This is a genomic window from uncultured Aquincola sp., assembly GCF_964001545.1.
In the GTDB taxonomy this organism is placed as follows: domain Bacteria; phylum Pseudomonadota; class Gammaproteobacteria; order Burkholderiales; family Burkholderiaceae_C; genus Aquincola.
Genome location: NZ_CAXFDV010000814.1, coordinates 1 through 4,152, shown reverse-complemented (window position 1 = coordinate 4,152; position 4,152 = coordinate 1). Strand labels below are relative to the sequence as shown.

The 4,152-nt window shown below is 69.5% G+C and carries 4 protein-coding genes and 1 tRNA gene; 1 reads left to right on the top strand and 4 read right to left on the bottom strand.

Annotated features, from left to right (window positions below; genetic code table 11):
- The 4 genes from ABNT58_RS28235 to ABNT58_RS28220 form a co-directional block, all read right to left on the bottom strand.
- On the bottom strand, positions 1 to 1,033 hold a 1,033-nt coding region (locus tag ABNT58_RS28235; protein ID WP_348756695.1), incomplete at its 3' end, for an MFS transporter.
- A gap of 85 nt (positions 1,034 to 1,118) precedes the next feature.
- Positions 1,119 to 2,039, bottom strand: a complete 921-nt coding sequence (locus tag ABNT58_RS28230; protein WP_348756694.1) for a LysR family transcriptional regulator — start codon at positions 2,037 to 2,039, stop codon at positions 1,119 to 1,121.
- A gap of 57 nt (positions 2,040 to 2,096) precedes the next feature.
- Positions 2,097 to 2,184: transfer RNA gene (locus tag ABNT58_RS28225), tRNA-Ser, on the bottom strand.
- A 26-nt stretch (positions 2,185 to 2,210) separates the two neighbouring features.
- Complete coding sequence (locus ABNT58_RS28220) at positions 2,211 to 3,032, bottom strand: symmetrical bis(5'-nucleosyl)-tetraphosphatase (protein ID WP_348756693.1); 822 nt, start codon at positions 3,030 to 3,032, stop codon at positions 2,211 to 2,213.
- A gap of 73 nt (positions 3,033 to 3,105) precedes the next feature.
- Here ABNT58_RS28220 and ABNT58_RS28215 point away from each other — a divergent pair.
- A partial coding sequence (locus ABNT58_RS28215; RefSeq protein ID WP_348756692.1) for a hemolysin family protein occupies positions 3,106 to 4,152 on the top strand: 1,047 nt, incomplete at its 3' end.

Genomic DNA, 4,152 nt, shown 5'->3' with positions numbered 1-4,152 from the left:
TGCCGGCCAGCGCCTGGGCCTGGGGCGCCGCCTTCATCACCCGGATCTGGCACACGGGGTACAGCGCGGTGTTCGCGATGCCCCATACGCCCAGCGCCACCGCCAGGCCGAGCGGCTGGGCCGCCAGCGCCACCGTGGCGCCCATGCCGGCGGCCAGCACCAGGCAGAACGCCGCGGTGGTGGCCAGGGGCCGGCGGTCCACCCAGCGGCCGCCCAGCCAGTTGCCTACCAGGCCCACTGCACCGAAGCCCATCAGCCACCAGCCCACATGGGCGGATGGCACGCCGGCCACTTTCTCCAGCCATTCGGCCAGGTAGGTGTAGCCGGCGAACATGGCGGTGAACACCGTGACCGACAGCAGCACATGGGCCACGAAGGCCGGTTCGCGCAGGATGCGCGCCTGCTGCAGCATGGCCACGCGCCCAGTGGCGGCCGTGCGCGGCATGAACACCTGCAGCAGCAACGCGACCAGCGCCGACAGCAGCGCCAGCACCCAGAAGGCGCCGCGCCAGCCCAGCGCGTCGCTGGCCACGGTGCCCAGCGGAATGCCGAACAGCATGGCGGCGGAAATGCCCAGGTACACCGTTGAGACGGCACGCCCGGCGCGGGCCGGGCCGGCCAGCTGCGCCGCGGTGTCGCTGGCAGTGCCCCAGAACACCGGCAAGGCCAGCGCGGGCACGATGCGCGCGATCGCCAGCACCCAGAAGTGCGTGGCCATGGCCGCCACCGCGTTGGACACCGCAAACAGCAGCAGCACGCCCAGGAACATGCGCTTGCGCTCCACATGCGACAGCCGGGCCGTGAGCGGTGGGCCGGCCAGCATCACGACGACGGCGAAGAGCGTGACCAGTTGCCCGGCGGTGGTGACCGAAACCGACAGGTCGCGTGCCAGGGCAGGCAGCAGGCCGACCATCAGGAACTCGGTGGTGACGATGACGAACGCGGCCACTGCCAGGATGAGCGTGGTGGCAGAGCCGGCGGCAGTGGAGGCGGGTTCGCGCGCAGCGGCGACGGCGGTGGGTACGGAGGACATCAGGGGCCCGCAAAGCAAAGGGCCACCGAGCTTATGGACGCACCGCGTTGCGATGTTGGATCACGCGTCCAGTGTGTTCATCCTTTTATTCCGCAGTGCCGGCCCGCAAGCGGCTGCCCAGATGGCTGAGTACCGCGTCCACCTTGGGCAGCAACTGCCGGCTGCGCTGCCACAGCAGGTACAGCGGCAGGCCGTCGACCGCTTGCGAAGGCAGCACGCGCACGAGCTCGCCCCGAGCCAGCAGATCGGCGATCAGCCAGGTGGACAACTGGCCGACGCCAAAGCCTTGGCGCACCGCTTCCACCCATGATTCGGCACTGCCGATGGCCAGGCCGGCCACCGGATGAAAGTGCTCCACCGGTGCATCACCGCGCTGGACGAGCCAGGGGCTGGGCGTGCCGTCGGGTCGGCGATACAGCACCGCGTCGACATGTTCCAGCGCTGAGAGAGCGTCAGGGATGGCGCCCACCCGCGCCAGGTAGCTGGGCGCGCAGCAGAAGATGCGACGCTCCCGCCCCAAAAAGCGGTGGCCGATGGGCGCCGGCCAGGCATCGGCCCCGCCCAGGCGCACCGCCACGTCGATGCCGTCTTCCACCAGGTCGATGAAGCGATCGGTGAACGAGACCTGCGGCTGCACCGCCGGATGGGCCTTCAGGAAGTCGAACAGGGCCGGCATCACATGCATGCGCCCATAGGTGGCCGGCAGGTCGATGCGCAGCGTGCCGGCGGGCACCAGGTCCCCGGCCTTGAGCACATGCTCGGCTTCCTCCAGCTCCACCAGCACCTTCTGGCAGGTCCGGTAGAAGGCCTGCCCGGCGTCGGTCAAGGCCAGGCGCCGTGTGGTGCGATCGAAGAGGCGAGCCCCCAGCCGGGCTTCGAGCCGCGCGACCGACTTGCCCACGGCGGAGTTGGTCAGGTTCAAGCGCTCAGCCGCCGCCGTGAAGCTGCCGGCGTCAACCACCGTCACGAAGACGTCGATGCCTTTGAGGCGTTCGGAGGCGTGCATGGGGCCGTGCTACGGCTGGGGTGGGGCTGCAGAGGGAGACCCTGCAGCCAGCGCCCTTGGCGGAAGCGGTGAGATTCGAACTCACGGGCCCTTGCGAGCCGCCGGTTTTCAAGACCGGTGCAATCGACCACTCTGCCACGCTTCCTGGGGTCGTTAGGCGCGCATTCTCGCTCAACCCGGCACGGCCGCCTGATCGCACTGGATCTGGTGCACTTCCCGGCGGCCGCCGTCCACGCGCATGGCCGTCAGTTGGCCGCCCCACACGCAGCCCGAATCCAGGCACAGCAGGTCTTGTCGCTGGGTGTAGCCCAGGGTGGACCAGTGGCCGAAGGCGATGGGCACGCCGGCGGTGGCGCGGCCGGGCACGTCGAACCAGGGGTGGTGGCCTTCGGGGGCGGCGCCGGTGCCGTCCTTGGTCTTGAAGTCCAGCGTGCCGTCGGCCGTGCAAAAGCGGATGCGGGTGAGCACGTTCACCACCAGGCGCAGCCGGTCGTGGCCTTGCAGTTCGTCGGTCCAGCGGTCGGGCTGGTTGCCGTACATCGCGGCCAGAAACGCGGGCAGGTCGGCGCTGCGCAGCATCGTTTCCACCTCGCCGGCCAGGGCCAGGGTGGTGGCGGCGTCCCATTGCGGCACCACGCCGGCGTGCACGCACAGCCAGCCGCTGTCCATCAGCGCCAGCGGGCGTTGGCGCAGCCAGGCCAGCCATTCGTCGCGCCGGGGGTCGGCCAGCACGTCGGCCAGCGTGTCGCCTCGGTGCTGGGGGCGTATGCCGTGGGCCACGGCCAGCAGGTGCAGGTCGTGGTTGCCCAGCAGCGCCTCGGCCGAGCTGCCCAGCGCATGCAGCTTGCGCACCGTGTCCAGCGAGCGCGGGCCGCGGTTGACGATGTCGCCCAGCACCGTGAGGTGGTCGCGCGAAGGGGAGAAGGCGATCTCGTCGAGCAGTCGCTCGAACGCATCGCAGCAGCCTTGCAGGTCGCCGATGAGGTAATGCATCACCTGATTCTGCTACGCTGCCCGCTCTGCCTGACCCGGTGCCGCCGCGCCTTCGCGCTGCGGCATTTTTTGAATGGACATTGCGCTACTCGTCTTCCTGATCCTGATCAACGGCCTCTTCGCCATGTCCGAGATGGCGCTGGCTTCCAGCCGCAAGGCACGGCTGCAGGTGATGGTGGAGGGCAACGAGCCCGGTGCGCAGGCCGCGATGGACCTGCACGACGACCCGACCAAGTTCCTGTCGACGGTGCAGATCGGCATCACCTCCATCGGCGTGCTCAACGGCATCGTGGGTGAATCGGCCTTTGCCGGCCCGCTGGCCGACTGGCTGGTGCTGCGCTTTCAATTGCCCGAGCGGGCGGCCGGCATCACTGCCACCGCGCTGGTGGTGATGACCATCACCTTCGCCACCATCATCTTCGGCGAGCTGGTGCCCAAGCGGCTCGGCCAGATGTTCCCCGAGCGCATCGCCCGCCTGGTGGCGCGGCCCATGGTGTGGCTGTCCACCGCCACCCGGCCCTTCGTGGCGCTGCTGTCGGTGGCCACCGAAGGCACGTTGCGGCTGCTGGGCATCAAGGCCGGTCCCAGCCGCAGCGTGACGGAAGAAGAGATCGCGGCCAGCCTGGAAGAGGGCCTGGACGCCGGCATCATCGAACACCAGGAGCACCAGATGGTGCGCAACGTGTTCCGGCTCGATGACCGGCAGGTGGGCTCGATGATGATCCCGCGCAACGAGATCGAATGGCTGGACGTCAACGCGCCCATGGAACAGACGCTGGCGCAGATGGCCGAAGGCGGCCACACCCGCTACCCGGTGTGCCGTGGCGGCATGCAGGACGTGATCGGCGTGGTGTCGGCGCAAAGCCTGCTGCCGGCGCTGGCGCGTGGCCAGGACGCCTCGCTGACCGAGCACCTGACGCCGCCCGTCTTCGTGCCCGAAACCCTGTCGGGCATGGAACTGCTGGAGCACTTCCGCGCCTCGGGCGCGGAGCTGGTGTTCGTGGTCGATGAATACGGCGAAGTGCAGGGCGTGATCACCGTGCGCGACGTGCTGGAAGCCATCCCCGGCGAATTCGGCGCGCCCACCGACGAAGACGCCTGGGCCGTGCCGCGCGACGAC